Origin of the sequence: Phenylobacterium sp. (genome assembly GCF_031412415.1) — a bacterium.
Taxonomy (GTDB): Bacteria; Pseudomonadota; Alphaproteobacteria; order Caulobacterales; family Caulobacteraceae; genus Phenylobacterium.
Window position 1 is genome coordinate 1 of the sequence record NZ_JANOCX010000032.1, and the last position, 26,180, is coordinate 26,180.

At 68.0% G+C, this 26,180-nt stretch carries 32 protein-coding genes and 1 pseudogene; 15 read left to right on the plus strand and 18 right to left on the minus strand.

Annotated elements, in window-relative coordinates; all coding sequences use genetic code 11:
• The 3 genes and pseudogenes from RMO04_RS01480 to RMO04_RS01490 form a co-directional block, all read right to left on the minus strand.
• A pseudogene (locus RMO04_RS01480) lies at positions 1–101 on the minus strand (transcription elongation factor); the annotation flags it as partial.
• 42 nt (positions 102–143) lie between these two features.
• On the minus strand, positions 144–596 hold the full coding sequence (locus RMO04_RS01485; RefSeq protein WP_309643023.1) for a hypothetical protein: 453 nt from the start codon (positions 594–596) through the stop codon (positions 144–146).
• Between the two features lie 59 nt (positions 597–655).
• Positions 656–1,291, minus strand: coding sequence for a saccharopine dehydrogenase NADP-binding domain-containing protein (locus RMO04_RS01490; protein WP_309643024.1), 636 nt, complete (start codon positions 1,289–1,291; stop codon positions 656–658).
• A 159-nt stretch (positions 1,292–1,450) separates the two neighbouring features.
• Here RMO04_RS01490 and RMO04_RS01495 point away from each other — a divergent pair, with 159 nt between their 5' ends.
• The 4 genes from RMO04_RS01495 to RMO04_RS01510 all read left to right on the plus strand — a co-directional run bounded on the left by RMO04_RS01495 (position 1,451) and on the right by RMO04_RS01510 (position 5,345).
• Complete coding sequence (locus RMO04_RS01495) at positions 1,451–2,881, plus strand: MFS transporter (protein WP_309643025.1); 1,431 nt, start codon at positions 1,451–1,453, stop codon at positions 2,879–2,881.
• An 81-nt stretch (positions 2,882–2,962) separates the two neighbouring features.
• Complete coding sequence (locus RMO04_RS01500) at positions 2,963–3,871, plus strand: glutathione S-transferase family protein (protein ID WP_309643026.1); 909 nt, start codon at positions 2,963–2,965, stop codon at positions 3,869–3,871.
• A gap of 11 nt (positions 3,872–3,882) precedes the next feature.
• Entirely contained in the window at positions 3,883–4,701 is an 819-nt protein-coding gene (locus RMO04_RS01505) for a crotonase/enoyl-CoA hydratase family protein (protein ID WP_309643027.1), read from the plus strand.
• Between the two features lie 5 nt (positions 4,702–4,706).
• On the plus strand, positions 4,707–5,345 hold the full coding sequence (locus RMO04_RS01510; RefSeq protein ID WP_309643028.1) for a glutathione S-transferase family protein: 639 nt from the start codon (positions 4,707–4,709) through the stop codon (positions 5,343–5,345).
• On the opposite strand, the gene RMO04_RS01515 is transcribed toward RMO04_RS01510, so the two are convergent.
• The gene (locus RMO04_RS01515; RefSeq protein ID WP_309643029.1) at positions 5,342–6,373 is read right to left on the minus strand and encodes an aspartate-semialdehyde dehydrogenase; all 1,032 of its coding nucleotides are present in this window, start codon (positions 6,371–6,373) and stop codon (positions 5,342–5,344) included. The two genes, RMO04_RS01510 and RMO04_RS01515, sit on opposite strands and share 4 nt — an antisense overlap.
• 109 nt (positions 6,374–6,482) lie before the next feature.
• Here RMO04_RS01515 and RMO04_RS01520 point away from each other — a divergent pair, with 109 nt between their 5' ends.
• Positions 6,483–6,869: a PaaI family thioesterase gene (locus RMO04_RS01520; RefSeq protein WP_309643030.1), complete on the plus strand. Its 387-nt coding sequence runs from the start codon at positions 6,483–6,485 to the stop codon at positions 6,867–6,869.
• Here the strand turns inward: RMO04_RS01520 and RMO04_RS01525 are convergent.
• On the minus strand, positions 6,866–7,852 hold the full coding sequence (locus tag RMO04_RS01525; RefSeq protein WP_309643031.1) for a D-2-hydroxyacid dehydrogenase: 987 nt from the start codon (positions 7,850–7,852) through the stop codon (positions 6,866–6,868). The two genes, RMO04_RS01520 and RMO04_RS01525, sit on opposite strands and share 4 nt — an antisense overlap.
• A gap of 60 nt (positions 7,853–7,912) precedes the next feature.
• Here RMO04_RS01525 and RMO04_RS01530 point away from each other — a divergent pair, with 60 nt between their 5' ends.
• The 3 genes from RMO04_RS01530 (at position 7,913) to RMO04_RS01540 (ending at position 10,700) form a co-directional block, all read left to right on the plus strand.
• On the plus strand, positions 7,913–8,383 hold the full coding sequence (locus RMO04_RS01530; RefSeq protein WP_309643032.1) for a MarR family transcriptional regulator: 471 nt from the start codon (positions 7,913–7,915) through the stop codon (positions 8,381–8,383).
• 69 nt (positions 8,384–8,452) lie between these two features.
• Complete coding sequence (locus tag RMO04_RS01535) at positions 8,453–9,379, plus strand: helix-turn-helix domain-containing GNAT family N-acetyltransferase (protein ID WP_309643033.1); 927 nt, start codon at positions 8,453–8,455, stop codon at positions 9,377–9,379.
• A 52-nt stretch (positions 9,380–9,431) separates the two neighbouring features.
• Positions 9,432–10,700, plus strand: a complete 1,269-nt coding sequence (locus tag RMO04_RS01540) for a sulfatase (RefSeq protein WP_309643034.1) — start codon at positions 9,432–9,434, stop codon at positions 10,698–10,700.
• Positions 10,701–10,709: 9 nt separating this feature from the next.
• Here RMO04_RS01540 and RMO04_RS01545 read toward each other — a convergent pair whose 3' ends face one another.
• Positions 10,710–11,039 (minus strand): DUF6481 family protein, encoded by a 330-nt coding sequence (locus RMO04_RS01545; RefSeq protein WP_309643035.1) that lies wholly within the window; start codon positions 11,037–11,039, stop codon positions 10,710–10,712.
• A gap of 144 nt (positions 11,040–11,183) precedes the next feature.
• On the opposite strand from RMO04_RS01545, the gene RMO04_RS01550 reads away from it, so the two are divergent.
• Positions 11,184–11,846 carry a DUF6134 family protein gene (locus RMO04_RS01550; RefSeq protein ID WP_309643036.1) on the plus strand — a complete coding sequence of 221 codons (663 nt, stop codon included), beginning with the start codon at positions 11,184–11,186 and terminating at the stop codon, positions 11,844–11,846.
• On the opposite strand, the gene leuB is transcribed toward RMO04_RS01550, so the two are convergent.
• Complete coding sequence (gene leuB, locus RMO04_RS01555) at positions 11,843–12,895, minus strand: 3-isopropylmalate dehydrogenase (RefSeq protein ID WP_309643037.1); 1,053 nt, start codon at positions 12,893–12,895, stop codon at positions 11,843–11,845. The two genes, RMO04_RS01550 and leuB, sit on opposite strands and share 4 nt — an antisense overlap.
• A 138-nt stretch (positions 12,896–13,033) precedes the next feature.
• Here leuB and RMO04_RS01560 point away from each other — a divergent pair, with 138 nt between their 5' ends.
• The 3 genes from RMO04_RS01560 to RMO04_RS01570 all read left to right on the plus strand — a co-directional run bounded on the left by RMO04_RS01560 (position 13,034) and on the right by RMO04_RS01570 (position 15,349).
• Positions 13,034–13,870 (plus strand): transporter, encoded by an 837-nt coding sequence (locus RMO04_RS01560; protein WP_309643038.1) that lies wholly within the window; start codon positions 13,034–13,036, stop codon positions 13,868–13,870.
• Between the two features lie 180 nt (positions 13,871–14,050).
• Positions 14,051–14,485, plus strand: a complete 435-nt coding sequence (locus RMO04_RS01565; protein ID WP_309643039.1) for a hypothetical protein — start codon at positions 14,051–14,053, stop codon at positions 14,483–14,485.
• A gap of 423 nt (positions 14,486–14,908) precedes the next feature.
• Entirely contained in the window at positions 14,909–15,349 is a 441-nt protein-coding gene (locus RMO04_RS01570; protein ID WP_309643040.1) for a hypothetical protein, read from the plus strand.
• A 1-nt stretch (position 15,350) separates the two neighbouring features.
• On the opposite strand, the gene RMO04_RS01575 is transcribed toward RMO04_RS01570, so the two are convergent.
• From RMO04_RS01575 to leuC, 5 genes are read right to left on the minus strand one after another with little or no spacing between them, the layout of a single operon-like run.
• On the minus strand, positions 15,351–15,653 hold the full coding sequence (locus tag RMO04_RS01575) for a putative quinol monooxygenase (protein ID WP_309643041.1): 303 nt from the start codon (positions 15,651–15,653) through the stop codon (positions 15,351–15,353).
• On the minus strand, positions 15,650–16,261 hold the full coding sequence (gene leuD / locus RMO04_RS01580) for a 3-isopropylmalate dehydratase small subunit (RefSeq protein WP_309643042.1): 612 nt from the start codon (positions 16,259–16,261) through the stop codon (positions 15,650–15,652). Before leuD ends, RMO04_RS01575 begins: the two co-directional genes overlap by 4 nt.
• Positions 16,258–17,124 (minus strand): VOC family protein, encoded by an 867-nt coding sequence (locus tag RMO04_RS01585; RefSeq protein WP_309643043.1) that lies wholly within the window; start codon positions 17,122–17,124, stop codon positions 16,258–16,260. The genes leuD and RMO04_RS01585 overlap by 4 nt, the downstream gene beginning before the upstream one ends.
• Position 17,125: 1 nt before the next feature.
• The gene (locus RMO04_RS01590; RefSeq protein WP_309643044.1) at positions 17,126–17,854 is read right to left on the minus strand and encodes a hypothetical protein; all 729 of its coding nucleotides are present in this window, start codon (positions 17,852–17,854) and stop codon (positions 17,126–17,128) included.
• Position 17,855: 1 nt separating this feature from the next.
• Positions 17,856–19,280: a 3-isopropylmalate dehydratase large subunit gene (gene leuC / locus RMO04_RS01595; protein ID WP_309643045.1), complete on the minus strand. Its 1,425-nt coding sequence runs from the start codon at positions 19,278–19,280 to the stop codon at positions 17,856–17,858.
• A 75-nt stretch (positions 19,281–19,355) separates the two neighbouring features.
• Between leuC and RMO04_RS01600 the strand changes: the two genes are divergently transcribed.
• Positions 19,356–20,246: a LysR family transcriptional regulator gene (locus tag RMO04_RS01600; RefSeq protein WP_309643046.1), complete on the plus strand. Its 891-nt coding sequence runs from the start codon at positions 19,356–19,358 to the stop codon at positions 20,244–20,246.
• Entirely contained in the window at positions 20,243–20,713 is a 471-nt protein-coding gene (locus RMO04_RS01605; protein WP_309643047.1) for a GFA family protein, read from the plus strand. Before RMO04_RS01600 ends, RMO04_RS01605 begins: the two co-directional genes overlap by 4 nt.
• 1 nt (position 20,714) lies before the next feature.
• Here RMO04_RS01605 and RMO04_RS01610 read toward each other — a convergent pair whose 3' ends face one another.
• From RMO04_RS01610 to trmD, 6 genes are all read right to left on the minus strand, one after another.
• Positions 20,715–21,413, minus strand: coding sequence for an SDR family NAD(P)-dependent oxidoreductase (locus tag RMO04_RS01610; RefSeq protein ID WP_309643048.1), 699 nt, complete (start codon positions 21,411–21,413; stop codon positions 20,715–20,717).
• The gene (locus RMO04_RS01615; RefSeq protein WP_309643049.1) at positions 21,410–21,976 is read right to left on the minus strand and encodes a 2-hydroxychromene-2-carboxylate isomerase; all 567 of its coding nucleotides are present in this window, start codon (positions 21,974–21,976) and stop codon (positions 21,410–21,412) included. Before RMO04_RS01615 ends, RMO04_RS01610 begins: the two co-directional genes overlap by 4 nt.
• Positions 21,973–22,482 carry a helix-turn-helix domain-containing protein gene (locus RMO04_RS01620; protein ID WP_309643050.1) on the minus strand — a complete coding sequence of 170 codons (510 nt, stop codon included), beginning with the start codon at positions 22,480–22,482 and terminating at the stop codon, positions 21,973–21,975. The genes RMO04_RS01615 and RMO04_RS01620 overlap by 4 nt, the downstream gene beginning before the upstream one ends.
• A 10-nt stretch (positions 22,483–22,492) precedes the next feature.
• Entirely contained in the window at positions 22,493–23,821 is a 1,329-nt protein-coding gene (locus RMO04_RS01625) for an SCP2 sterol-binding domain-containing protein (protein WP_309643051.1), read from the minus strand.
• A 122-nt stretch (positions 23,822–23,943) separates the two neighbouring features.
• Complete coding sequence (rplS, locus tag RMO04_RS01630; RefSeq protein WP_309643052.1) at positions 23,944–24,351, minus strand: 50S ribosomal protein L19; 408 nt, start codon at positions 24,349–24,351, stop codon at positions 23,944–23,946.
• 36 nt (positions 24,352–24,387) lie between these two features.
• The gene (trmD, locus tag RMO04_RS01635; RefSeq protein ID WP_309643053.1) at positions 24,388–25,080 is read right to left on the minus strand and encodes a tRNA (guanosine(37)-N1)-methyltransferase TrmD; all 693 of its coding nucleotides are present in this window, start codon (positions 25,078–25,080) and stop codon (positions 24,388–24,390) included.
• 114 nt (positions 25,081–25,194) lie between these two features.
• On the opposite strand from trmD, the gene RMO04_RS01640 reads away from it, so the two are divergent.
• Positions 25,195–26,061 carry an acyl-CoA thioesterase gene (locus RMO04_RS01640; RefSeq protein ID WP_405041448.1) on the plus strand — a complete coding sequence of 289 codons (867 nt, stop codon included), beginning with the start codon at positions 25,195–25,197 and terminating at the stop codon, positions 26,059–26,061.
• Positions 26,062–26,180: the final 119 nt, after the last annotated feature.

The following is a 26,180-nucleotide window of genomic DNA, read 5'->3' on the forward strand; positions in this document are numbered from 1 at the left end:
CCTTGCGGCGTCACCAGGTTCGGGTGCGGCGAAATCGGCCGGTCGGGGAGGTCGGCGGCGGTGGCTTCCGCATCCCCTTCCTTGGTGAAGGCTACGCTCATGAGAACTCCTCGGTGTCTTGAGCGTAACGCGCCAGAACGCGCTTAGCTCTCGACCTTGAAGGTCAGGCCCGCCTTCTGTTGCAGGCGGTCGATGAGGCGGGTTCCCAGCGCCGCGCCGGGGGTCAGGACCCCGCCGGCGACGTCCGGGGTCTCGACCAGACAGATGGCGGTCTCGGCGATCAGTTTCGAGGTCGAGCCGTAGCCGGGGTCGCGGTCGCCATGGACGCTGACCTTCACCTTGCGGCCATCCTTGGCGACGCCGATGAACACTAGGTCGTAGAAGCCCGTGTCGCGCTCTTCCTGGCTGGGCCCCTCGCCGGGTCGCGGCCCGCCCTCGGCGCTCATGGCGAAGCTGGCCGGCGCCTTGGGGTCGATCACGCTCATCTCGTCATAGACGAAGTCGGTCCCGTAGGGATGGCCCATCAGCAGGTTCGAGCGGTGGACGTTCTTGGTGTTGATCGCCGCCATCATGAAGGGACCGACCTCGGCGCCCATGTCCTCGTCGTGCTCCGGCGTGTCGCCGCGCGGCTGGTCCGGCCCGACGAAGCCGGGCGTCAGGGCGAAGGGCTGGCCATCAGCATCATCAGGCTGGGGTCCTTCATGATCGCGGCCATGGTGGCGCGTCCGCTGGCCGCGGTGCCGCCCGACAGCCCGCCCTTCATGGCGCGCACCCGGCCCTTCACCCGAGGAACGGTCCCGCCGAGCTTCGCCTTGGCGGTTTCCTGGGCGAACAAGACCCCCAGCTCGAAGGGGATGGAGTCAAAGCCGGCCGAGTGCAGGATTCGCGCGCCGCTGGCCTTGGCGGTCTCGTGATGGGCGGCGATGGTGGCAGCCATCCAGTTCGGTTCGCCCGACAGGTCCAGATAGTCGGTCCCGGCCCGCGCGCAGGCGCCGATCAGGGCGTCGCCATAGAGCTGGTAAGGGCCGACCGTGGTGATGATCGCCTTGGCGCGGCCGACCATGGCGTCGAGAGACGCGACGTCGTCGGCGTCGGCGACCACCAGGGGCGTGTCCCTGGGCGCCCCGATCTCGTCGCGCACGGCGGCCAGCTTGCCCTCACTGCGGCCCGCCATGGCCCACTTGACCTCGCCACCGACCCCATAGGTCTGGGCCAGATATTCGGCCACCAGCCGGCCGGTGAAGCCGGTGGCGCCGTAGACGATAATGTCGAACTCCGCGTCGCGATTCATGGCCGTCTCCCTGAGATTTACAATGTACGCCTTTATGCCCGGAACCGCCGACGGCGCAATCGCTGAGTAACTTTGGTTGGCGCGGCTTGACCCCCGGCCAAGGTGGACGCAATCAATGACGCCGGCGTCATTTTTAGAATGCCTAGGGAGCAAGTCCAGTTGTCCGAGGTCACGACGACGCGCGAGCGGCGCTTGCCCATCTCCCTGGTTTTCGGGTTCGCCTCCCTCTCCGTGCCGCTTGGCGCCTATGCGGTGGCGGTGGCGGTCTATTTGCCCGCCTACTTCGCCAAGCACCTGGGGGTGAGCTTGGCGGTAATCGGCGGCGCCTGGGCCGTGGTGCGGCTGATCGACCTGGTGGTCGACCCGATCCTTGGCGTGGTCATGGACCGGACCCGCACGCGACTGGGCCGCTATCGCGCCTGGATGCTGCTCGGCGGGCCGATCATGATGGCGGCGACCTACGCCCTGTTCCTGGCGCCCGAGGGTATCGGCTCGATCTACCTGATCGGCTGGTTGCTCGTGCTGTATCTCGGAACCTCGATCCTGGGCCTGGGCCACTCGGCCTGGGCCGCGACACTGGCGCCCGAATACAACGAACGCTCACGGGTCTTCGGGGTTCTCGCCGCCGCCGGCGTCCTGGGGGCGATCGCGGTCCTGGTCATCCCGATCGTCGCCGACGGGATCGGCCTGAACGAGGCCAAGGGCGTCCAGGCTCAAGGCTGGTTCATCCTCGGCCTGATCCCGCTGGCGGTCCTGCTGACCGCTCGAACGCCGGAGAAGCTGCTGCCGCTGTCGCCGGGCCCCGCCTTCGCCCTGAAGGACTATGTCCGACTGCTGCTCAAGCCCGATCTGCTGCGACTGTTCCTGGCCCAGATGTCGCTCACCATGGGCCCGGGCTGGATGAGCGCGCTGTATCTGTTCTTCTTCACCGACGCGCGGGGCTACAGCGCCGAACAGGCTTCGATCCTGCTGCTGGTCTATGTGGTGGCCGGCGTCATCGGTGCGCCGACGACCGCCTTCGTCGCCACGCGCTTCGGCAAGCACAAGACCCTGATGGCGACCACCACGGCCTATTCCCTGGCGCTCTGCACGGTGATGCTGGTGCCCAAGGGCAGCGTCGCCTGGGGGCTGCCGGTGATGTTGTGGTGCGGATTCATGGCGGCGGGCTTTGACCTGATGATCCGCGCCATGCTGGCCGACGTGGCCGACGAGGTTCGGCTGGAGCAGGGGCGCGAGCAGATCAGCCTGATCTACGCCCTGAACTCGCTGGGCGCGAAGATCGCCGCGGCCTTCGCCATCGGTGTGACCTTCCCGTTGCTGGGCCAGCTCGGCTACGACGCCACGGCGGGAGCGGTGAACACACCCGAGGCGATCAGCAGCCTGGAGATCGCCTTCATCGCCGGGCCCATCGTCTTCGTCATGCTGGGCGGGGCTTGCCTGATCGGCTGGCGGCTGGACGCCAAACGCCACGCCGAGATCCGCCGCCACCTCGACGCCCATGACGCACAGTACGCCGAGGCGCCGATCGTCGAGAGCCTGGGCGGCGAACCGGCGATCCCGGTCCTGGCGGGCGACGGCAAGCCGGGCTGACGTCGGGTCAGAGTGTTCTCACCGCTAAATCCGTGACAGCGTAAGGCAGCGGCCCGTCAGAGGCGCGCGCGAGGGACGACGATGGCCGGGCTGATCCTGCACCACTACGACACCTCGCCCTTCTCCGAGAAGGTGCGGCTGATGTTCGGGCTGAAGGGCCTGTCCTGGGACTCCGTCCAGGCCCCGGTGATCATGCCCAAGCCCGACTTGGTGCCGCTGACCGGCGGCTATCGCCGTATCCCGGTGCTGCAGATCCGGGCCGACGTCTACTGCGACACCCAGGTGATCCTGGCCGAGATCGAGCGCCGGAGGCCCGCCCCGCCGACCGTGTCGGGGGCAGGATGGGCGGTGAACTTCTGGGCCGACCGGCTGTTCTTCGGCGTGACCGTTCCGATCATCTTCGGCGAACTGGGCGACGCCACGCCCAAGGCCTTCCTCGAGGATCGCGAGAAGCTCTCGGGCCGTCCGTTCAATATCGAGGCGATGAAGGCCGCCGCCGGGATCCTGCGCCCGCAGTGGCGCGCCCAGGCGGCCTGGATCGAGGCGGGCCTGGCGCGATCCGACTGGCTGGACGGCGCCGCCCCCGGGCTCTCCGACATCGCCGCCTATATGAACATCTGGTTTCTGGGCGCGAGCCTGCCGCACATCCGCGACGAGTTGCTGACCGGGCTCACGCGAACCCAGGCCTGGCGCAAGCGGGTCGCCGCCATCGGCCACGGGACGCGCCGTGAAATCGCCGGCGCCGACGCCCTCGCCGACGCCAAGGCCGCGGAGCCCGCGGCGGCGCCGGTCCATGACGCCGCCGATCCCTTGGGCCTCCCGCCCGGAACCGCCGTCACCGTGGCCGCCGACGACTATGGCCGCGATCCCATCGCCGGCGTCCTGGTCGCCGCCACACCCGACCGCGTGGTCATCGCGCGCGACTCGCCCGAGCTCGGCAAGACCCACATCCATTTCCCACGCGCCGGCTACTACGTCGGCAAGGCCTGAAGGAGCAGCCCATGGACGACCGCATCAAGGTGGAGCTGAAGGACGGCGTGGCCGACGTCCGTCTGGTCCGCGCCGACAAGATGAACGCCCTGGACGACGCCATGTTCTCGGCCCTGATCGCCACCGGCGAGGAGCTGAAGACTCGCAAGGGCGTCCGCGCCATCGTCATCTCCGGCGAGGGCCGGGCCTTCTGCGCCGGTCTCGACATGGGCAATTTCGGAAAGATGGCCTCGGGCGAGCGTAGTGGCGGCCAGTCGTCCACCGGCGAGGCCCTGCTGACGCCCAAGCGGACGCCCGGCGGCTCCAACCGCGCCCAGCATGCGGTGATGGTCTGGCGCGAGCAGACCGTGCCTGTCATCGCGGCGATTCACGGCGTGGCCTTTGGCGGCGGGTTCCAGTTGGCGCTCGGCGCGGACATCCGCTTCGTCACCGCCGACACGCGGATGTCGGTCATGGAGATCAAGTGGGGCCTGGTGCCCGACATGGCCGGCCTGGTGCTGATGAAACGCCTGGTCCGCGACGACGTGGCCCGGGAGCTCACCTATACCGGCCGGCAGTTCAACGGCGAGGAAGCCCTGGCCATGGGGTTCGCCACCCGGGTCTGCGCCGACCCCTATGCTGAGGCCCACGCCCTGGCCGCTGAGATCGCGGCGAAGAACCCCGCGGCGATCCGTGGCGCCAAGCGGCTGCTGGACATGGCCCATGACGCCGACCAGCACGCCATCCTGCTGGCCGAGAGTCAGGAGCAGGGGGCCCTGATCGGATCGCCGAACCAGATCGAGGCGGTGATGTCGAACATGCAGAAGCGTCCCGCCGTCTACGCCGACTAGTTGGGATGCCGACCCTCTATCACTGCGCCGACGCGCGCTCCTTCCGGGCCCTCTGGGCCCTGGAGGAGCTTGGCGTTCCCTACGAGCTGAAGCTGCTGCCGTTCCCGCCCAGGGTGCTGGCGCCGGAGTACCTGGCCGAGAATCCGTTGGGCACCATCCCGCTGCTGGTCGACGGGGCGACGCGGATGACGGAGTCCTCGGCCATCGTGCAGTATCTGGCGGTCAAGCACGGGGGGCCGCTTCTGGTGACGCCGGACGATCCGGCCTACGGCGCCTGGCTCAACTGGCTCTATCTGGGCGAGGCGACCCTGACCTTTCCCCAGACCCTGGTGCTTCGCTACACGCGGCTTGAGCCGAAGGAGCGGCGCAATCCCCAGGTGGCCGAGGACTATGGCCGCAGGTTCATGGCTCGCTTGCGCGCCGTTGACACCATGTTGCAACACGCCGACCACCTGTGCGCCGAGCGGTTCACGGCCGCCGACATCTCGGTCGGCTACGCCCTGCTGCTCGCCGAGACGCTTGGTCTTCACGAACGCTTCAGCCCCGCCGTCGCCGCCTATTGGGCGCGGCTACAGGACCGTGAAGGCTTCCAGCGCGCCAAGGCGGCCCAGGCCGCCGAGGGCGTTCCGGACTGGCAGGCCTAGGCGATCAGCTTGGTCTTGATCAGGCCGCGCTCGTGCAGCAGCTCGGCGATCTGCACCGCGTTCAGCGCCGCGCCCTTGCGCAGGTTGTCGGCCACGACCCACAGGTTCAGGCCGTTCTCGACGGTGGGGTCGTTGCGGATGCGGCTGACGAAGACCGGGAACTCCCCCTGGGCTTCCTTGGGCGTCATGTAGCCCTTGTCGTGCTGTTGATCGATGACGATCAGGCCCGGGCTCTCGCGCAGCAGGTCTCGCGCCTCGTCGGCGTCCAGCGGATCGTGGAACTCGACGTTCACGGCTTCGGAGTGACCCACCATCACGGGAACGCGGACGCAGGTGACGGTGAGCTTGATCGACGGATCGATCATCTTGTGGACCTCGTTCCACATCTTGGCCTCTTCGTCGGTATAGCCGTCCTCGTTGAAGGATCCGATGAAGGGGATGACGTTGAAGGCGATCTGCTTGGGGAACTTCTTGGGTTCAGGCGCGCCCAGGACGAAGACGCCCTTGGTCTGGTCCCACAGCTCGTCCATGCCTTCCTTGCCGGCGCCGGAGACCGACTGGTAGGTCGCCACGACGACGCGCTTGATCCGCGCCCGGTCGTGCAGCGGCTTCAGGGCCACGACGAGCTGGGCCGTCGAGCAGTTGGGGTTGGCGATGATGTTCTTCTTGAACGCATAGCTGACGTCGTCGGGGTTCACCTCCGGCACGATCAGCGGCACGTCGGGGTCCATCCGCCAGGCCGAGGAGTTATCGATGACGATGGGGCCTTGCGCGCCGATCTTCGGCGCCCACTCTTTCGAGAAGGTCCCGGACACGCTCATCAGCACTAGGTCGACGGTGGTGAAGTCGAACTGCTCCACGTCCTCGCACTTGATGATCTTCTCGCCGAAGGAGACCTCGACCCCGATCGATTTGCGGCTGGCGATCGCGTGGATCTTGTCGACGGGGAAGTTCACTTCCTCGAGGATGTTCAGCATTTCGCGGCCCACATTGCCCGTGGCGCCGACCACGGCTACCCGATAGCCCATGGCGGTCTCCTTGCGTCTTGAAAGCGGAGCGTTCCCTTACGCCCTGCGGTTCGGCGACGCAATGTGAGCGCGTCGAAGGCCGCCGTCAGAAACCTTGCAGGAGCCGACCATGACCACCGAGACCGGCATGCCCTTCTCCAACCTCATGGGCGTGGAGATCGTTGAGCGGAGCAAGGAGCGGGTCGTGGGGCGCCTGCTGGTGCGCGACGACCTCTGCACGGCGGGCGGCATCCTGCACGGCGGGGCCTACATGGCCTTCGCCGACGCGCTAGGCGCCATCGGCGGGGTCATGAACCTCACGCCCGGTGCGCGGACGACGACCCTGGAGTCCAAGACCAATTTCCTGGGCTCGGCCAAGGCGGGAACGACGGTGCAAGGCGAGGCCACGCCCCTGCATGTCGGTCGCCGTTCCAGCGTCTGGCAGACCAGGATCACCAACGCCGACGGCAAGCTGTTATGCCTGGTCCTCCAGACCCAGATGACGATCGAGGGCTAACCCACCCCGATGTCCGCCGGATTGACCGGGTTCAACAGCGGCTCGCCGCGGACGTAGCGGCCGAGGTTTTCCAGGAACAGGGCCTCCCCGCGCGACCCGGTGAGCGCGCCACGGTTGGAGGCGTGCGGCGTCACGCGGATCTTGGGGTGGTCCCAGATCCAGCTGTCGGCGGGCAGGGGCTCGGTCTTGAAGACGTCAAGCACCGCGTGGGCCGGCTTGTCGGCGTCCAGGGCCACGCGCAGGGCGTCCTCGTCCAGCAGGCCGCCCCGGCCGATATTGATCAGGATCGAGCCGGGCTTCATGGCGGCGAAGAACTCGGCGTCCGCCAGGTCGCGGGTCTCGTCGTTGAGCGCGCAGGCCAGGACCACCACGTCGGCGTCGGGCAGGCGTGAAGGCAGGTCCTTGATGGTGCAGACCGCGTCGATATTCGCCTCGCCGCCGGGAGAGCGGCGCACGACCCCCACGTGGGCGCCGAAGGCCTTGGCTCGGGCGGCGATCTCGCGGCCGATGTTGCCGAAGCCGACGATCAGCCAGCGGCTCTGGCCGACCTCCCGGAAATCGACCGGGGTCCATTGGTGGGCTTCCTGGTGTCTGGCCTGCTCGGCGATGGGGTGCAGCAGGCTGAGCGCATGGATCGCCACATACTCGGCGATGGCCGGCGCCTGGGCGCTGGAGTTGGTCACCTTCAGCCCTTCGCGGGCCAGGGGCTTGAAGCTGGGATGCTCGACGCCTGCGAAAACGGTCTGCACCCAGCCGGGGCGATGGCTGTCGCGAAGCCGGCCAAAGTACTCCCGCCGCTGGGCGCCGAACGCCTCCAGGCTCAGCCACCAGATCTCGGGCTCCAGGTCCGCGGGATCGAAGGTCGCGCCGTTCAGGGTGAGTCCGCCGTCCGGCTCAAGAACGACGACATCCAGGTTCGGCGCGGCGGCGGGCAGGCGTGCGGCGATGCGGTCGAAGGCCGCGCGTAACAGGAAGGCTTGCATGGCCGCGACTGTAGCGACCGCGATCCGCCCACGCCAAGCGCCAAGCCATTTGACAACTGCGTGTCAAAGCCCCAGCATCGCATCGTCATGTCGAGCGAATCCCTATCGAAGCTCATCGCGGCGACCCACCGCGCCCACGACGCCCTCGTTAGCGCCGACGACAAGCTATTGTCGGATATTGGTTTGAGTCACGCCCGCGCGCGCCTTCTGGCTACCCTGGCCAATGAAGGCGTGCCCCGGACCGTGTCGCAGCTCGCACGCGTGCTGGGTGTCGCGCGTCAAGGGGTCCAGCGCCTCGCAGATGACCTGGCCGCGGCCGGCTTCATCGTCTTCGAGGAGAACCCTGGGCATGCCCGCGCCAGGCTGGCCAGCCTCACGGAGGTGGGAAAGCGAGCGCATGCGGAGGCGGAAAAGCGCCATCACGCCTGGGCCGAGCGCCTCTCAGCGGGCCTTTCGTCCACGATGCTGGAGATCGGAGACGGGTTAATGACGCTCCTGCATCGACGAGCTCACTCCGAAGATAAGTCTTAAAAATCAGTGCATTCTGAATCTAGTTGACGAAGTCAACTAACCATTCGAAGCTTGGATCGGAGGTGCGCAATGCTGCTTCAGGATCCGGTCGCGTCCGTTCGCCGATTCAACCGCTTCTACACGCGCCGGATCGGCGCGCTGGACGAGGCGCATCTGGGTTCGCCCTACAGCCTGGCCGAGGGACGGGTGCTGTATGAGGTGGCCCAGTCCCCGACCGGCATCACGCCCAAGGCGCTGGCGGCCGCCACCGGTCTCGATCCCGGCTATCTCAGCCGCATCCTCAAAAGGTTCGAAGCCGAGGGCCTGATGGTCCGCGAGACCTCGCGCCAGGATGCCCGCAGCGTGTCGATCTGGCTGACATCGGAGGGCATCGCGGCCTATGGCGGCCTGCGCCAGACCACCGAAGGGGCGGTGGAGGGCATCCTCGGCGGATTGGCGACCTCGCAGCGGGTACGCCTGCTGGCGGCGATGAAGGAGATCGAGACCGTTCTCGCCGCGCCGCCGGTGGGCGAGGTCACCTTGCGCCCACACCGGGTCGGCGACATGGGCTGGGTCACCTGGCGCCATGCGGTGTTCTACGCCCGCGAGTTCGGCTGGGGCGAGGCCTTCGAGGCCCTGGTGGCGAAGATCGCCGCCGACTTCATCGAGACCTTCGATCCGGCCCGAGAGCGGTGCTGGATCGCCGAGCGCGGCGGAGAGCCTGTCGGCTCGGTCTTCCTGGTCAAGGGCGAGGGCGACCAGGCCAAGCTGCGCCTGCTTCTGGTCGAACCCTCGGCCCAGGGCCTCGGCCTGGGCAAGCGACTGGTGGCCGAGTGCGTGGCCTTCGCCCGAGCGGCGGGCTATCGCGAGATCACCCTGTGGACCCAGAGCATCCTGACCGCCGCGCGTGGCATCTACGCCGGCGCCGGATTCGAACTGGTCGACTCCACGCCCCATCGCACGATCGGTGTCGACCTGATCGGCGAGACCTGGGTGCTGAAGCTGTCGGGGACTTGACGGCCCCGGCGTCGGCGGGGCGAGGTGGCCGTCCGTGCGAAAGGAATCGCTCATGAGGCCGCCCAACTTCATCGTCATCCTGGCCGACGACCTGGGCTACGGCGATCTCGGCTGCGACGGCGGCAAGGTGATCCGCACGCCGAACCTGGATCGCATGGCCGCCGAGGGCGTGCGGCTCACCGACTTCTACGCCTCGGCCAATGTCTGCACGCCCTCCCGCGCAGGCTTGCTGACGGGCCAGTACGCGATCCGCAACGGCCTGGCCCACGAGGTGATCCAGCCGTCCGACACCACCGGCCTGCCGCCCGATGCGGTGACGATCCCCAAGGCGCTCGGCGACGGATACGCCAGCGCCCTGATCGGCAAGTGGCACCTGGGCCACGCCGCGCCTCACTGGCCGCCGATGGTCTATGGCTTCGACCGCTTCTACGGCCTGCCCTACAGCCACGACATGAAACCGCTCTCGCTGTTTGACAACGCCACGTCACCCATGACCGAGAGCAAGGCGGACTTCAGCAAACTGACCGAATGGTTCTTCGCTCAGACCACCGCCTTCGCCGAGCAGAACCGGGAGGCGCCGTTTTTCGTGCTGCTGGCCCTGACCGCGCCGCACATCCCGCTGAAGCCCAATCCCGACGACCTGACCGGCTCGCCCGGCGGCGCCTATGGCGAGGTGGTGGAGGAGATCGATCTGAATGTCGGCCGGCTGCTGGAGCGTTTGAAGGCGCTTGGCCTGGATGAGCACACCCTGGTGATCTTCACCTCCGACAACGGACCCTGGTTCGAGGGCTCATCGGGCCCGTTCCGCGATCGCAAGGGCGGATCGGCCTGGGATGGCGGGTTTCGCGTGCCGTTCATCGCCCGCCAGCCCGGAACCCTGCCGGCCGGGGGGGTGAGCTCGGCGCTCTCCAGCAATCTCGACCTCCTGCCGACCCTGACGGCCATGGCTGGTCGGCCGGCGGTGGAGGACCGCGAACTGGACGGTCGCGATCTGTCCGCCGTCCTGACGACTGACGCGGCCTCACCCCACGAGGAGATCGTGCTGTTCAACAACGCCAAGGTGGCGGCGGTGCGCACAGCGCGCTGGAAGTATGTGGCGCGGTCCTACTATCGGACCTACGACGTGCCGCTGGACGGCTATCCGCTGCTGTTCGACATGGATGTCGACCCAGGCGAGAACTACAGCGTGGCGCTGAACTTCCCCCAGGCGGCCGCCGACATGCGGGCGCGACTGGAGGCCGCCAGGGCTCGCTATGAACCGCTGGCCGAAGCCTTCCCGTCGCACGTGGCGCCGGCCTCGGCGGCCGATCACCCGGACTAGGTCAGGGGTCTAGCGGCGCTTCTGCTTGCGGGCCGCGTAGCGGGCGTCGCGGGCGGCCTTTTGGGCGGCGCGCGTTTCCAGCTCACGGGTCTCACTGTCGAAGGCCTCGATCTCGGCCTTGCGGGCCTCGGCCTCGGCGGTGATCCGGCGCTTTTCGGCGCGTTCGGCTTCACGCTTGGCGCGCAGCTCGGCCAGTTCGGCGGCCTTGGCGGCGGCGCGGTCGGGGGCGACGGGGGCGGTGACGGTCGGCTTGACCTTCATCTTCGCCAGGAGGGCCTTCTTGGCCTCAAGCGAGGTCGTGGCGCGCTCGTCGAAACGGTTGTTCTTTAGATCTCTCATGCGGGCGTGCATGTGTCTCATTTGCCGCCGAAATGCAATCCTCACATCGACCCATGCGCCACCGCGTGCATCCCTGTGGCGCCTTTGCACGTACCTTCGAGGCTCGCGGCGAGGCGGTTCGCCGCCAATATCGAAGGTTCGCCGATGGAAGCCGACGCCAGGTACACCCCCCGTCCGACGCGCCGATTCCTGCTCGCCGCGGGCAGCTTGATCCTGGTTCCAGCCCCTGTTCTGGCCGCATCCGGGCCGCCGCCTGGCCGCAGGTTGGCCTTCGCCGTCTTCCGCAACGGCGCGCGCGTCGGCGACCACCTGATGACCTTCGCGGGCGAACGTGGCGCCATGACCGTTTCCACCCAAGTCGCCATGACGGTGAAGCTGGGGCCGGTGCCGGTCTACCGCTACAGCCACCGCGCCGTGGAGCGCTGGAGCGGCGGTCAGTTCGCCAGCCTTGAGACCACGACCAACGGCAACGGCAAGATCCAGAAGGTCACCGCCCGGCGCACGGATGGCGGCGTCATCATCGAGGGCGCCAAGAGCGGCAAGATCACCGCCCCGGCCTCAGCCCTGCCCCTGACTCACTGGAACGCGGAGGCCCTATCGGGGCCGCTGTTCAATCCGCAGGAGGGCAAGATGCTCAAGGTCTCCGCGCGCCGGGTGGGTCGCGAGACGATCAACGGCGTCTCCGCTACCCGCTGGAGCCTCACTGGCGAGACCCAGATCGACGACTGGTACGACGCCAATGGCGCCTGGGTCGCCCTGCGCGGCAAGTTGCCGGACGGCTCGACGATGGAGTACCGGCGGGTCTAGAGGGCCGCCAGCACCGCGTCGCCCATCTGCGTGGTGGACAGGGCCCCACCCAGGTCGCGGGTCCGAGCGCCGGCTTCCAGCGCCTTGACCACGGCGGCGTAGAGCCGGTCGGCGGCCTCGGCGCGGTCGAGGGACCAGCGCAGGGCCATCTCGAACGAGAGGATCGCGGCCAGCGGATTGGCCAGGTTCTGACCGGCGATATCGGGCGCCGAGCCGTGGATGGGCTCATAGAGGCCGGGCTTGCCGGGCAGGCCGAGCGCCGCCGAGGGCAGCATGCCGAGCGAGCCCGTAAGCTGGGCCGCGGCGTCCGACAGGATGTCGCCGAACAGGTTGTCGGTGACCATCACGTCGAACTGCTTGGGGTTCTTGACGATCTGCATGGCGGCGTTGTCGGCCAGGATGTGCTCCAGCTGCACGTCGCTGAACTCGCGCCGGTGCAGGTCGGTGACCACCTCGCGCCACAGCAGGCCGGAATCCATCACGTTGGACTTTTCGGCCGAGTGGACCTTGTTGCTCCGGCCGCGCGCCAGTTCGAAGGCCACCCGCGCCACGCGCTCGATCTCCATGGTGGTGTAGACCTGGGTGTCGACGGCGCGCTTGCCGCCGCCCGGCAGGTCCTCGATGAAGCGCGGCGAGCCGAAATAGATGCCGCCGGTCAGCTCGCGGACGATCATCATGTCCAGGCCCTCGACCACCTCGCGTTTGAGCGTCGAAGCGTCGGCCAGGGCGTTGAAGCACAGGGCCGGGCGCAGGTTGGCGAACACCTCCATGCCTGCGCGCAGATTGAGCAGGCCCGCCTCCGGGCGCTTGTCGCGGGGGGTTCCGGTCCACTTGGGACCGCCGACGGCGCCCATCAGCACGGCCTTGGCCGCCTTGGCCGCCGCCAGGGCCTCGTCGGTGAGGGGAACGCCATGGGCGTCGTAGCTCGACCCGCCGAACAACCGCTCCTCGATGGCAAGCTCAGGCGTCAGAGCCTCGGCCACACGGCGCACCTGGGCGGTGACCTCTGGGCCGATGCCGTCGCCGGGCAGGAGAAGCAGGTCGGTCATGGCAGGAACTCTCGTCTGGCGTTTCGAGGGTCTCCTAGGGGATGGCGGCCGTGACGGGAAGCCCGATGGCGACAGTAGGCTTGACCGTTAATCATATAAAGATATGCTTATATCATTATATCACACATGAGGCCCACCATGTCCTTCGACGTGACCCTGGTCACCTATGACGCCCTGCCGGCCGGCGCCGACGACGACCAGCTGCTGGCGCAGGCTATTTCGGCGACGGGCGCGCGGGTCCGCTTCGCGGTCTGGAACGATCCCGCGGTCGACTGGTCGGCCGCGCCGGTGACCGTGATCCGCTCCACGTGGGACTATTTCCATCGTATCGCCGAGTTCGCCGCCTGGCTGGACCTGGCGGCCTCCCAGACCCGGCTGGTCAATTCTCACCGGGTGCTGCGCTGGAACATGGACAAGCGCTACCTCGCCGACCTGGAGGCGCGCGGCGTCGCCGTGGTCCCGACCCTGTTCGTCCGCCAAGGCGAGCGTGTGGATCTCGCGGCGCTTTGCGCTGATCGCGGTTGGGACGAACTGGTGGTGAAGCCCACGATCTCGGGCGGCGCCTTCGGAACCCGGCGGTTCGCCGCCACCGAGCTCGCCGTCGAGGCCGCCGCGCATCTCGCAGGGCTGACGGAGATGCGCGAGGCGATGATCCAGCCCTATCTGGCGGCCGTCGAGACCGCGCGGGAACGGTCGCTGGTCTTCCTGGGCGGAGCGTTCAGCCATGCCTTCCTGAAAGCGCCCTTCGGCGTGGACTACTCGGCCTCGGTCTCGCACGCGCCGAGCGCGGAGGAACTCGCCTTCGGCCGCCAGGTGCTCGACGCGGTCGGGGAGCCGGTGGCCTATGCGCGCGTCGACATCGTGCCCTCGGCCCAGGGGCCGCTGCTGATGGAGCTGGAGGTGATCGAGCCGAACCTGCTGCTGGGGCTGGCGCCCGGCTCGGCCCAGCGCCTCGCCGACCTGCTGTTGAGCTAGATCACGACGCCAGCGTCGCTGTAACGGCGGATTGTTCATCAAGTTAAACCGCAGATGAACGAGCTAAGCCGTAAATATAATTCGATGAAAATTGGAACAACAACTTCATTGCATCAGTTCTTTGCGCCGTAGGGACACTAAAGCGGTCAACAGACCGTCCGGTCTAAAGGAAACGAAGCCATGAAGTTCAACTCCACCATCCCCGTCATCGCCGCTTGCCTCGCCATGGGCGGAGCTTCGTTTGCTGTCGCCGGCGAAAAGCAAGCCGGGGCATCCGCCAAGAGCTATGGCGCGGGCACGGCGGCCGCAGGTCGCGACGGCGCCGTCGCGCGCGGTGTGAACGGCAGCGACGCCAGCACGACCGCCCGTGATCGCCGCGATCGTCGCGGCAGCCGCGAAGAGGGCGTCAACTCCGCCACCACCCACGGGTCGGGCGCGGTCTACACCACCCGCCGCGGCGCCAGCGCCGCCGTGACCACCGGCGGTTCGGCCTCCGGTCGCGGGGTCCAGTCCACCGGTTCGACCGTGGACGCCTATGCCGAGACCAACCGCGACGGCTCCAACGCCGATGTCTACGGCGATTCCGTCGCCACTTCGGGTGAACGCCCGAAGTAGAGGCGCCTAGGGCGCGGTTCGTCGCGAGCCGCGCCCACGCTCTCGGGAGCAAGTCATGCCGATCAAGATCCTCGTCATGGCCGCGGCGCTGGCAGGGCCAGGCGCCTATAGCCCGCCCATCGACCTGCCCGAGGGTTGCGCCGTGACCCATGTCCTGGCTGACGGCCGTAGGATTGAATTGGCAAGTACAGCCATGACGCCTTCCCGAAATGCAAAATCGTCCGCCGCGCGGGCTTCATCGTACAGCTCCTCGACTGGCGCTAGCCGGTCGTCCGTTCGTGCGAGCTCCAGCTCCAGCTCAGGCGGGAACAGTCGCGCCCAGGCCTCTTCGAGCACCGACGCCGCGGGCCGGACGATCACAATCACCGATGATGACAGCGGCTGCCGGGTCACGATTCACGACCGCTCCGCAGGAGAACGGAAATGATGTTGCTTCACCAAACTTCGGCGGCTCTGGCTGCCTCCACCCTGCTCCTTGCCGGCTCCGCCTTCGCGCAGCCGGTCACCGGCGGCACCTCTGGCGGTGTGAGCGGTCGAGGTGTGACCGCGTCGACATATGGCGCCGGCCACACGGACGGGCAGAGCATCGGCATTCAGGGCGGCGGCGCGGCTGTCGCGGTCGATGGAACCGCTCGCACCCAATCTGACGCGAAGGTCAACGAACGGCGGGCGATGCAGCGCTCAGTGGCGTCGGCGCGCACGGACGACGAGCGCGCCCGCTCGCGAACCCGCACGGTGGTGCGGCAAGGCGAGGAGGTCCGTTCACGGACAATGTCCGTCTACAAGGAACAGGGCGAGAAGCCGATCCGCGAGAGCGTCTATTCGGTGACGACGCCGGAGGGCGAAACCGTCCGCAGGAAATAGCCTAAAGCGGACGCTCTAGGCTCACCTCATACAGGCGCAACCGGCGGTCGGAGACCTTGAACTCCGGCCAATGGCTGCGCCAGGTGGCCATGTGCGGCGTCTGGAAATGGGCGTCGAGGCAGGCCTGGTCGCGCCACATCTCATAGACCCGCACCAGGCCGGGCTCGGCCACGTCCTCGGCGTAGGAATATTCGAGGCAACCGTCCTCGGCTCGGCTGGCGGCCAGCATCTCGCGCATGTGCGGCTTGAAGCGTTCGAGGTTCGCCGGCGGGACCCGCACCGTGCCGGCGATGATCACGCTCATGCCCGCTCCAGCCAGGGCTGGCTGATGGCGCGGCGGCCCTCATAGACATCAATGGAGGCGACCGCCTGGAGGGTCTCGCCGATGGCGTCCAGGCCCTTCAGCATCTTCTCCTTACGCTGCGGATCGATCTGGAAGGCGAAGGTTTTGCCCGACGGCGAGACGACCGTCTGGGCCTGCAGGTCCACCGTGACCATGTGGTTGCCGCCCTTGGCCTCTTCCATCAGGTCCTGGACCTCCTCGGGCGTGAGCACGACGGGCAGCAGGCCGTTCTGGAAACAGTTGTTGTAGAAGATGTCGGCGAAGCTGGACGAGATCACGCAGTCGATTCCGAAGTCCATCAGCGCCCAGGGCGCGTGCTCGCGCGACGAGCCGCAGCCGAAGTTGTCGCCGGCCACCAGCACGCCCGCGCCCTTGTACTCTGGACGGTTGAGGACGAAGTCCGCCTTCTCGCGACCCTGCTCGTCGAAGCGCAGGTCGTAGAACAGGCCCTTGCTCAAGCCCTCGCGCTCGACGGTCTTGAGGAACTGCTTGGGGATGATCTGGTCGGTGTCGATATTGGCCAGAGGCAGGGGCGCGATCTTGGCGTCGAGGCGGGTGAAGGCTTTCATCGGTCGGCGGTCTCGGCGTTCTGCTGGATCATCAGGGCGGGGGCGGCCGGCACGCCCGAGCGGACGGTGAAGACCTTGGTGCCCGGCTTGCGGCCGGCGCGGACCTCGGAGACGTCGAAGCCCGCCGCCGCGATCCGGGCCCGGGCGGCGTCGGCGTCAGTCACCCGCCAGGCCAGGCCGCCGAAGCGGTCGGGGGCGTCGGAGACCGGGGTCTTCAGGCTGGCGCCCATCTCCACCACGGCCGAGCCCGCGCGGAAGAAGAGCTGGCGCACCCCCCAGTCGGGATTGGAACGGTCGAGTCGCAGGTCGAGCCCCAGTCGCCCGCCGTAGACCGCCACGGCGCGGTCCGGGTTGGCGGTGTGGACCACCACATGGTCGAGCAGGGGCGTGGCGGCGGCCTCATCGCCGACCGGCGCCGACAGCGGCCAGGTCGAACCGTCGCGGGCCGGGCCGACGAGCAGGATGTTCAGGCCGCCGGTGTCGGCGACGTCGAGCGCGAAGTTGGTCCAGTAGCGCTTGCGCCCGTCGTGATGGGTCGAACGGGTCGAGTGAGGCTTCACGGCGCCGATCCCGCGCCGGGTCACCAGGGCGTGGGCGGCCTCGGCGTCGGCGACGCTGAACGCCATGGCCCAGATCCCCTCGCCGTGGGCCTCGATGTGCCTCGCGATGACGCCGCCGAAGGGGCCATCGCCGTCTGGAGCGATCACGTCCAGCGCCATGTTGCCGAGTTGGAACCAGGCGTGGCGCGCGCCGCCGTCGCCGCCGATCCAGTTGGCCTCACGTCCCAGCAGGGCGGTGTAGCCCGCCACGGCGGCGTTCAGGTCGGTGACCGCCAAGGCGATGTGGTCCAGTCCGGTGATCATCTCAGGCCCCCGGATAGCCGCCGTAGACCGCCTCGTCCTCTGGCTCCTCTTCCTCCTCCTGAGGCCAGAGCAGGCTGGTCGCTGTGTAGGCGAAGGCGGCGGTGTAGAGGAGCATGAGCACCAGGAGAACGCCGTCGACCACGATGCGCCAGGCCCGCTGACCGAAAGGCTTCAAGACGTTCTTCTCGTCCACGGTCATGCCAACGACTTCATTGCGCGACAGATACAGGTCTGTCTTGGCGCCCTTGGGCAGGCGCATCAGCGAAATCGCCTGGCCGCAATTGGGGCGGCCATAGCAGGGCAGGATGTAGGGCTGGGCCGCGTTGTCGAGGGTCAGCGCATAGCGGGCGCGAACGCCGCCAATGGCCTCCACGCGCGAGATTTCGCCACTCACCTTCCGCACGCTGCCGAAGTCGTTGAACAGGTTGGCGCCGAAGGTCCAGAGGCCGGCGACGATCAGCGGCGCGCACATGGCCACCAATGCGGCCTCCATCGGCTTCTCGAACCGCTCGCCCTCGCCGAGGGCCAACTGGTTCTTGCGCATCCGAACGATCACCGCGACCGCGCCGACGCCCAGCACATAGAGCCCGACCGCCAGGAGCGGCGTGAGCCGCAGCCCGCCCACATCGAAGCCGTCCATCATGCCGGTGAAAATAGCGATGCCCGCGCCCAGGCCCGCGCTCAGCACCGGTAGTCCGAACCAGACGAGAAACAGGGCCCGCGTGTCCATGTCAGAGGAACTCCCGAACGTCGACGATATGGCCGGCTATGGCGGCGGCGGCGGCCATGGCGGGGCTCATCAGATGCGTGCGCCCGCCGCGGCCCTGGCGACCCTCGAAATTGCGGTTCGAGGTCGAGGCGCAGCGTTCCCCCGGCGCCAGGCGGTCGGGGTTCATGCCTAGGCACATCGAGCAGCCCGGCTCGCGCCAGTCGAAGCCGGCGGCCTTGAAGATGGCGTCTAGCCCTTCGTCCTCCGCCTGCGCCTTCACTAGCCCCGAGCCCGGGACCACCATGGCCCGCACATGCGGCGCCACCAGGCGGCCGTGCAGGAAGGCGTGCTGCACGATGGCCGCGGCGGTGCGGAGGTCCTCGATCCGGCTGTTGGTGCAGGAGCCGATGAACACCACGTCGACCTTGGCGTCGCTGATCGGCTGGCCGGCGGTCAGGCCCATATAGCCCAGGGCCCGCTCGGCCGAGGCCCGCTTGTCCGGACTGGCGAAGCTCGCGGGCTCCGGGACGAGATCTGTCACCGCGATGACGTCCTCGGGACTCGTGCCCCAGGTGACCAGCGGCGCGATCTTCGCCGCGTCCAGCCGGACCTCGCGGTCGAACACCGCGTCGTCGTCGGAGTAGAGCGTCTTCCAGTAGGAATGCGCCATCTCCCAGGCGCCGCCCTTGGGCGCGGCGGGACGGCCCATGATGTAGTCGAAAGTCTTCTGGTCGGGCGCGACTAGGCCCGCCCGCGCGCCGCCCTCGATGGTCAGGTTGCAGAGAGTCATCCGGCCTTCCATCGACAGGCCGCGAATGGCTTCGCCGGCGAACTCGATGACCGACCCCGTGCCGCCGGCGGTGCCGATGGCGCCGATGACGGCCAGGGCGAAGTCCTTGGCGCCGACACCCGGGGCCGGGGTTCCGTCGATGGTCACCCGGAAGTTCTTCGACTTCTTCTGGCGCAGGGTCTGGGTGGCCAGCACATGCTCGACCTCCGAGGTGCCGATGCCTTGGGCCAGCGCCCCGAACGCGCCGTGGGTCGAGGTGTGGCTGTCGCCGCAGACGATGGTCATGCCCGGCTGGGTGCGGCCTTGTTCCGGGCCCACCACATGGACGATCCCATTGCGGATGTCGCCCATGGGGAAGAACTCGATGCCGTTGTCCTTGACGTTCCGATAGAGCGTCTGGAGCTGCAGGCGGGCCTCCTCGTCGGCCACGGCGTCGACGCCCAGGCCCTGGCCCTCGGTGGGGATATTGTGGTCGGCCACCGCCAGGGTCCGGTCCGGACGCCGCACGGGACGACGGGCGACCCGGAGACCGGCGAAGGCCTGCGGCGTCGTCACCTCGTGGATGAGGTGCAGGTCGATATAGAGGATCGCCTCGCCGTCTGTCTCGTCAACGACGTGGGCGTCCCAGATCTTGTCGTAAAGTGTCTTGCCAACCATAGGCGGCATCTAGTTCCGCGAGGCGGCCAAAGTCCAGCAGCCGCAATTGCCGCGCGAGCCGGATCGGTTATTCATATGCGCATGGCGTCGACCGACTGGGACCTGTTTCAGACCCTACACTCCGTGCTCGAGGCGGGATCGCTCTCGGCCGCGGCCCGCGCGCGCGGGCTCACCCAGCCAACCCTGGGCCGCCACATCGACGAACTGGAGCGGCGGCTGGGCTCGCCGCTCTTCCTGCGCAGTCCCAGGGGCCTGATCGCCACCGACCTCGCCAACGAACTGCGTCCGCACCTGGAGGACATGTCCTCGGCCGCCGCCGCGGCCCTGCGCGACGCCTCCGGGGCGGACGGGATGGGGGGCGTGGTGCGAGTCACCGCCAGCGAGATCATGGGGGTCGAGGCGCTGCCCCCGATCCTCACCGAGTTCCGGATCGCCAACCCGCAGATCGACGTGGAGCTGGTGCTTTCCAACCGCAACGAAGACCTGTCGCGACGCGACGCCGACATCGCCGTTCGGATGGCCCGTCCCACGCAGAACACCCTGGTGGCGCGCCGCGTCGGAGCGCTGCTCTTCGGCTTTTACGCGACCGCCGCCTACCTGGAGCGATCTGGCGTCCCGGCGACCCTGAACGATCTCGATGACCATACGATCATCGGCTACGACAAGCGTGACGTGAACGTGCCGGGCGGCCTGGATCTTGACCGAACCATCAGCCGGGAGCTGTTCTCCCTTCGGACCGACAACGACATCGCGCAGCTGGCCTTCCTCCGGGCCGGGTTCGGCATCGGGGTCTGCCAGCACCGCCTGGCGCGGCGCGACGGCCTTGTCCGGGTGCTGCCGGAGATAAGTCCCTTCAAGCTGGAGATATGGATCGCCATGCATGAAAACCTGAAGGGCAGTAAGCGCATGCGCCTGATGTTTGACCACCTGGCCGTGAGCCTGGCCGCCCTGGCGGCGGAGCCGTGAGCCGCCTGCCGGCCTTTCCGGTCGCCGGCGGCTGCGCCTGCGGTGCGGTGCGATACGTTCTCAAAGCCTCGCCCCTCGGCGTCTACTCGTGCCATTGCACCGAGTGCCAGAGCCTCACCGGCTCGGCCTTCAGCCTGGCCATGTCGGTGTTGCGCAGCGACTTCGAGGTGACGCAGGGAGCGCTCTCGACCTGGATGCGGACGGCCGACTCGGGCGCGAAGATCCCGCAACGATTCTGCTCGACCTGCGGCGTGCGGGTGTTCACGGAACCGCCCGGGGGGCCGCACTCGGTCACCCTGCGGCCGGGCACCCTGGACGACACAAGCTGGCTCCATCCCGTGGCCGCGTTCTGGACCAGGAGCGCCCAGGCCTGGGTCGCCCTGCCGGCCGATACCCTGACCTACGAAACCCAACCCACCGACTACGCTCCGGTCATGAAGGCCTGGCGCGACTGGACCCAGGGTTAGCTCACCAGGTTTCGCGATACGGGCGCACCTCCGCCAGGAAACTCCAGGCGCTCTTCGGCTGCTGGCTGAGGTGGAAAACCTCGCCGGCGATGTCATTCGGGGCGATGAAATAGTCGTCCGGCGCGTCCTTGAAGCGCTCGCGGGTCCAGGGCACGTCGATCACCGCGTCGATCACCAGATAGGCCACGTGCACGCCCTTGGGACCCACGTCCCGCGCGATGGCTTCGGCCAGGATTCGCTGGGCCGCCTTGGTGGGGGCGAACCCGGCGAAGCTCGCCTTGCCCCGCAGAGCCGAGGTGTTGCCGGTGACGATCAGAGATCCGCCGCCAGCCTCGATCATGGCCGGCGTGGTCAGGCGCGCCAGATGCAGCAGGGCCATGACATTGACCTGGAAATTGGTATCCAGGACCTGGGGGTCGATGTCCTGGAAGGTTCCGAAGGCGCCGCCGACGGCGTTGTGGATCACCGCCTTGGGCGCGCCGAAGCGGGCGATGAGATCGGTGACCGCGGCGGTCAGGGCGACGGGATCGGAGACGTCGCAGGGGACGGCCAGGCTATCCTCCAGCTCAGCCTCCAGGTCGCTCAGCCGCTCGGCGGTGCGCGCCAGCATGGCGACGCGGTAGCCGGCCTCCGCGAAGCGTCGGGCGACGGCGGCGCCGGTTCCGGGGCCGACCCCGGTGACGATGGCGAGGGGCTTCATGCGGCGGCCTTAAGGGCTTGGCGGAGGAAGTCCAGGCGATCGTTGCCGAAGAACATCTGGTCGTCGGCGATGAAGGTCGGCGCTCCGAACACGCCCCGGGTCTCGGCCTCGGCGACGTTGGCCTCCAAGGCGGCTTCGGCCGCCGGGCTCTCGATCATGGCGGCGGTGACGCCCAGGCCGTCTAGCAGGGCGGCGACATCCTCGGCGGTAGCCAGCGGCGCGTCGCCGGCCCACATGGCCTGGAAAATCCGCGCTGCGGCCTCGGGCGCTTTCGGACCGGCGGCGAGCACCGCGCGCAATAGCCGGCGGCCGCCGATCTGGCCCATCGCCGGATTGGGCGACAGCGGCACGCCGTAGAGGGCCGCCCAGCGGCTGAGGTCGACGCGGGCATAGGTCTGCTTGGGCTTGCAGACGATGGTGGTGGGTACGTTGCCGACCCGGTTCATCAAGTCCAGGACGTCGATGGGCTTGAAGATGATCCTTCCGGGTAAGCCGGGGAACTGACTGTGGGCCAGATAGCTGTAGGGGCTGCGGAAATCGAAGAAGAACAGGGTGGCGCTCATGGCGCGCGCTCCTTGCGTTCGAGGTGCTGGTTGAAGCGGAAATGAACCAGGTCGTCGGCCGCCGGGCCGGGGCGGGCCTCGGTGCGATTGGCGGGCACGACCGCGCCGCTCTCGGTGTCGACAAGCGCGAGCTTCACCGGACGGCCGGTCTCGATGTCGACCAGCAGCACGGTGGGGGCGCCGAGGCCGGAGGTGTCCCAGCGGTCCCCCCATTCGCGCAGGGCGGTGGTCACCTTCCAAAGGTCGCGGCCCTTGGCGGTCAGCAGGTACTCGAAGCGCGGCGGACGGTCCTGGTAGCGGCGGCGCTCGGCGATCCCGGCGGCCTCCAGATGCTTCAGGCGCTCGGCCAGGGTGGTGGTCGGCATGCCCGTGGAAGTCCGCAGGTCGTCATAGCGGGTCAGCCCCAGGAACAGGTCCCGGAGCAGAAGCATCCCCCACTTGTCGCCGATGGCCTCCATGGCCCCGGCGATGGAGCAGGTCATTCCGGAAAAGGACTTGGCGCGCATGGGATCCGTCTCAGCCGGCGAAGCAGCGCCCGAAAGCGCGGAAGAGCGCCATCTCGCCCTTCACCCGCACCTTACGCAGCACGATGGCGGTGAGCAGGCCGTATTCGCGGTTCATGATGTCGATCCAGGTCTTGGCGTCGGCGGTGACCTTGACCTGGGCCTCGCCCCGGTGGCCGGCCTGGACGACGATCTTCTGGTTCTCGATGCGGATGGTCGCCTTGGCCTCCTCCTGGCCGGTGAAGGTCCAGTGGTAGACGGCCGTCAGGCCCTTGGCCCGGCCGCGCTGGAAGGCCAGGGGGATCTGGGCCAGGAACGAATTGATCGAGTTGGTCCGCAGGGTGCGGCCGACCCGCTTCACGGTCTTATGCGGGAAGCGGTCGGCGGCGTACTTCTCGGCGTCCGAGCCGGGCAGGACGTACAGCGTCTCGCGCTTGTCGGTGAGGGGCTTCAGGACGCGCTCCATGTAGCCCGGCCGGTCCTCCAGGAACGGGTTGATCACGTCCTCCCCGGCCGGGCAGACGGCGATGCAATAGGCCGCCTTGTAGCCGGGCTTGAAGGACAGCGACTGCCACATCGAGGTGGTCTCGCCGTCGGAGAACCGCTCCCGATAGGTCTTCATGTCCTTGCTCTCGACCACCGCGCCGACGAAGTCGGAGAAGTTGCCGAGGAATTCCCGATAGTTGTGGGTGTAGCAGGTGACGAAGTCGAAGCCGCCGTCCGGTTTCAGCGCCCCCACCGGGCAGGCGGCCACGCACAGCTTGCAGCCCAGGCAGGGATTGTAGTCGATCGGCTGGTCATAGGCGTCGGCCTCCGCCCCGATCAGCACCGTGCCCAGCAGGACGAAGGAGCCGAACTTCGGGTGGATGACGCTGCGGTGGACCCCGATCCTGCCCAGGCCCGCTGCCACCGCCACCGGCTTGTGGGCGACCATCCAGCCTCGGCCCGGCAGCTGCACCTCCATGGGAAAGGCGGCGACGGCGTTGCAGGCCGGCACGCCGGCCTCGTCCAGGGCGCGGACAATGGCGCGTGCGGCCTCGTTCACCTCGTCATAGACGGCGTGGAATTCCTGGTTGGCCACGGAACGGACCTGGGAGCGGACCGGCTCGCGGTTCATGCGCACCACGAAGGAGAGCAGGGCGCGGGTCTGGGGATAGACCTGGCGGATGTAGCTGAGCTGGTCGGCGAGCTCGGCGCGGCCGACCTCGACCAGGCCGGCGTCATCGGCGCCATGCTTCAGCGCGAGCGCTTTCAGCCATTCCGCCGACAGCGGCTGGACGTCGATCGGCGGCTTGGCGGCCGCGCGGGCGCGGCGGACGGTGGGATGGTCTTCGAGGCTCATCGGCGGTCTCGCTAGTAACTCTAATTATAAGAGTGACTAGTTTCGGCGCGATGGCAAGCGGAAACGAAAGCGGCGGCCGTGTCGCCACGGCCGCCGCTGGAAGATCGTAGGGTCCGAAGGGTCTAGTCTTCGGCGGCTTCCGGAGCCGCTTCGGCCTTGTCGCCGCGCGGGCCAAGCTGGCGCTCGGCGATCCGGGCCGACTTTCCGCGACGGTCGCGCAGGTAATAGAGCTTGGCGCGACGGACGACGCCGCGACGCTTCACCTCGATGGAGTCGATGTTGGGCGAGTGGATCGGGAACACGCGTTCCACGCCCTCGCCGAACGAAATCTTGCGGACCGTGAAGCTCTCGTTGATGCCGCCGCCTTGACGGGCGATGCAGACGCCTTCGTAAGCCTGGACGCGCTCGCGCTCGCCTTCCTTGATCTTCACGTTGACGCGGACGGTGTCGCCCGGCTGGAAGTCCGGAATGGTGCGCGTGGCCAGCAGGCGGTCACGCTCTTCTTTTTCGAGCTGTTGAATAATGTTCATCGTCTTGTCCTTTCGGGCTTGATCGCCCTTTGCCTGTTATTTGGCGGGACGCCGCGCCCAGAGATCCGGACGCTGTTCCCGCGTGGTCTCTTCCCGCTGGGCCTGCCGCCACTTCCGAACCTCGGCGTGGTGGCCTGAAAGCAGCACATCGGGAATCTCGCGCCCTTCGAACGTCCGCGGTCTGGTGAACTGCGGATGCTCCAGGAGCCCGTCCTCGAAACTCTCTTCACTCAAGCTCGCCGCCTGGCCGAGGACGCCGGGAACAAGCCTAACGCACGCTTCGATCGTCACCATCGCCGCCGCCTCGCCACCGGCGAGAACCGCGTCTCCGACGCTGATCTCCTGGAACCCCCGGGCGTCGAGCACCCGCTGGTCCACCCCCTCGAACCGGCCGGCCAGGACGATCAGTCCAGGCCCGTCAGCCCACTCACGAACCCGCGCCTGGGTCAGGGGCCTGCCCCGGGCGCTCATGTACAAAAGCGGCCGTCCTCTTTGGTCCACGCTATCCAGCGCAGCCGCGATGACGTCCGCCCGCATCACTTGTCCCGGGCCGCCACCCGCGGGGGTGTCGTCGAGGAAGCCGCGCTTATCCTTGGAAAATCCCCGAATGTCCACTGTTTCCAAGGACCAAAGCCCCTGCTCGCGCCAGGCCGTGCCGATCAGCGACACGCCCAGGGGGCCGGGAAAGGCCTCGGGAAACATGGTCAGAACGGTTGCGTCGAAGGACATGGCGGCGCTTTTGGACCAAACGCCGCAGGTTTTCCACCAGCCGCTCCAACTTGCCGCAGCGGAGCTATGGGACTAATCCGAGGTCCTTTCGCACCGCAGCATATTTCGAGATCGATTATGGACACCCCCGAGAGCCTGCCCGAGACCCTGTCGCTGGAGCGCCTGGAGGTGAATCTGTTCCGGGGCGTGAGCCCGGAATTCGGGCCCCCGCGCATCTTCGGCGGCCAGGTGATCGCCCAGTCGCTGCTGGCGGCCTATGAGACGGTCGAAGACCGGGTCTGCCACTCCCTGCACTGTTACTTCATCAGGCCGGGCGATCCGCGCATCCCCATCGTCTTCGATGTCGACCGCTCGCGCGACGGCGGCAGCTTCACCACGCGGCGCGTGGTGGCCATCCAGAACGGCAAGCAGATCTTCAATCTCGCCGCCTCCTTCCAGGTGGCCGAGGAGGGCTTCGAGCATCAGACGCCGATCCCGGCCGTGCCCCGGGCCGACGAGCTGCCCTCGGAGTCGGAATCCCAGAAGAAGATGATGGCCAAGATGCCGGAGGAGATGCGCAAGATGATGTCGCGCCCTCGGCCCATCGAGATGCGCCCGGTGGACGGCGACCTGTTCGGCGGCGGCAAGGGCCCCAGGCCCGCCACCCAGGATGTCAGGTTCCGCGCACGGGCGCCGATCGGATCCGACCCGCACATGCATCAGGTGATCCTGGCCTACGCCTCGGACATGAACATGCTGTCGACCGCCATGCGGCCGCACGGAGTCCAGTGGCAGACGCCGGGCTTCCAATCGGCCAGCCTCGACCACGCCATGTGGTTCCACCAGCCGTCGAACTTCAACGAGTGGCACCTCTACACCCAGGACAGCCCCAGCGCCTCGGGCGGCCGGGGCTTCGTGCGCGGCTCGATCTATAACGAGGCGGGCGTCCTGGTGGCCTCGACCACCCAGGAAGGCCTGATCCGGATGCGTAAGCCGGATTAGGTGTCGGTTATCGGCCGGTGAAGACGGGCTTGCGCTTTTCCAGGAAGGCGCGGCGCGCCTCCTGGCCGTCTTCGCTTCGGAAAGCGCGGCCGATATTGGCGACCTCGTAGCGGAGCTGC